This is a genomic window from Nocardia sp. NPDC060220 (genome assembly GCF_042727815.1).
Taxonomy (GTDB): domain Bacteria; phylum Actinomycetota; class Actinomycetes; order Mycobacteriales; family Mycobacteriaceae; genus Nocardia.
This window is the reverse complement of record NZ_JBHWZY010001167.1, coordinates 1-1717: the sequence shown is the minus strand read 5'-3', so window position 1 is coordinate 1717 and position 1717 is coordinate 1. Positions and strand designations below refer to the sequence as shown.

At 66.5% G+C, this 1717-nt stretch carries 1 protein-coding gene; it reads right to left on the bottom strand.

The window, feature by feature from the left end:
- Positions 1–58: 58 nt before the first annotated feature.
- A complete protein-coding gene (gene dnaN / locus ACFWF3_RS34880) occupies positions 59–1234 on the bottom strand; it encodes a DNA polymerase III subunit beta (RefSeq protein ID WP_378634611.1) in 1176 nt (391 codons plus the stop codon).
- Positions 1235–1717 lie beyond the last annotated feature (483 nt).

The window sequence follows — 1717 nt, the reverse complement described above, 5'->3', positions numbered from 1 at the left end:
GCTCCATCGGCTCCCGGGCCGTCACCAGGACCAGGCTGTCGGAGTGGCCCCTGCCTGCTCAGCCGGGCAGCCGGACCGGCATCAACAGGTAGATGTACTGGCTCTCCAGCGCCGCGAACGCACCCGACTCGAGCACCTTGGGCTCCTCGTCGGAGGCGGGCAGCAGCACCGCCGGACGGCTGGGCGTGGTGAACCCGAACGTGACCCGGTCGGTGTGCAGCGCGGCCAGGCCCTCGGTCAGGTAGCCGGGGTTGAACGCGATGGTGAGCGGTTCGCCGCGGAAATCGGCTTCCAGCCATTCCTCGGCCCGGCCCGCATCGTCCCCACCCGCCGACAGCAGCACGCCGTCTGTGGAGAACTCGAGCCGTACCTGGGCACCGCGTTCGGCCACCAGGGCGACACGCTTGATCGCCTCGGACAGCACGGCGACGGGCAGGGTGGCGATGGAGGTGTGCTCCTTGGGGAGCAACTGGCGGAACTTGGGGAATTCCGCGTCGAGCAGTCGGGTGGTGGTCCGCCGGCCGCCGTTGACGATGCCGAGCAGGCCGTCGGCGCCGCCACCACTGCCAAGCGACAGCTGCACGGGCGCCTCGGCGGCACCGAGGGTCTTGGCGGCCTCGGACAGCGTGCGCGCGGGAATGAGCACCGCGGTCTCGATATCGGAGCGGGTCGGGTTCCACTGCAAGTGGCGCACAGCGAGTCGGAAACGGTCGGTGGCGGCGAGCACCACGTCGTTGCCCTCGATCTCGACCCGGATGCCGGTGAGCATCGGCAGGGTGTCGTCACGGCCCGCGGCGACGGCGACCTGGCCGACCGCCTCGGCGAACACGTCGACGGTGAGTTCACCGGTCTGCTGCGGAACCTCGGGCAGTTGGGGATAGTCCTCGACCGGCATGGTCGGCAGCGAGAACTTCGCGCTGCCACAGGCGATGAGCACACGGGTGCCGTCGACGGAGACATCGACCGGCTTGTTCGACAGCGACTTGGTGATGTCGGCGAGCAGGCGGCCCGAGACCAGCACCTGGCCGGGACCGGCGACCTCGGCCGCGACGCGCATCTGCGCGGAGACCTCGTAGTCGAACCCGGAGACCGTCAGGCCGTTCTCGTCGGCCACCAGCAGCACACCGCCGAGAACAGGCACCGGAGGCCGGGACGGGAGACTGCGCGCCACCCAGGCCACCGATTCGGCGAAGTCCTCTCGGGCGACCCGAAACTTCATGCTCGCAAGCTCCATCGCCCGATTTGTCCTCTCCGAGTTTCGAATCCGTGTGCGGGTGTGTGTCAGCGGAGTTGAACTGCTGTGTCGGCCGCGCATTGAGTCTCGCACAACCGACCGACAACCAAACGGTACCCGTGCAGTGCGCGAACTCCGCATCGACCCTCCCGGTCGATTCCCGCTCGTCGAACCACTCCGTTCCTCCTTGCCTGTCTGTGAGTGAACGACCGCTCGACTCGAGCCTCCCCAACCGAGTTTCCACACACCCTGTTTTAAAAGAGTTCTCTCTAGAAGGAGAACTGAAGTAGTAGTAGGCACTGTGGAATCTGTGGATTTCGCCCGAATCCGCAGGTCAGAGCGCTTGATGGCATGGGGATGGCCTTGGGGTGACTCGAGGATGAATCAGCGGTGGCTGTGGAGGCGTGAAGTTGTCCCCATTCCATCCTCGAGTTGTCCTCGAGTTGTTCCACCGGATTCACCCAGTTGTTCACACGTCGGGTC

What these genes read in the sequence shown, in the direction of transcription:
- dnaN (WP_378634611.1), bottom strand. Translation starts at nt 1,234, where the DNA reads ATGGAGCTTGCGAGCATGAAGTTTCGGGTCGCCCGAGAGGACTTCGCC.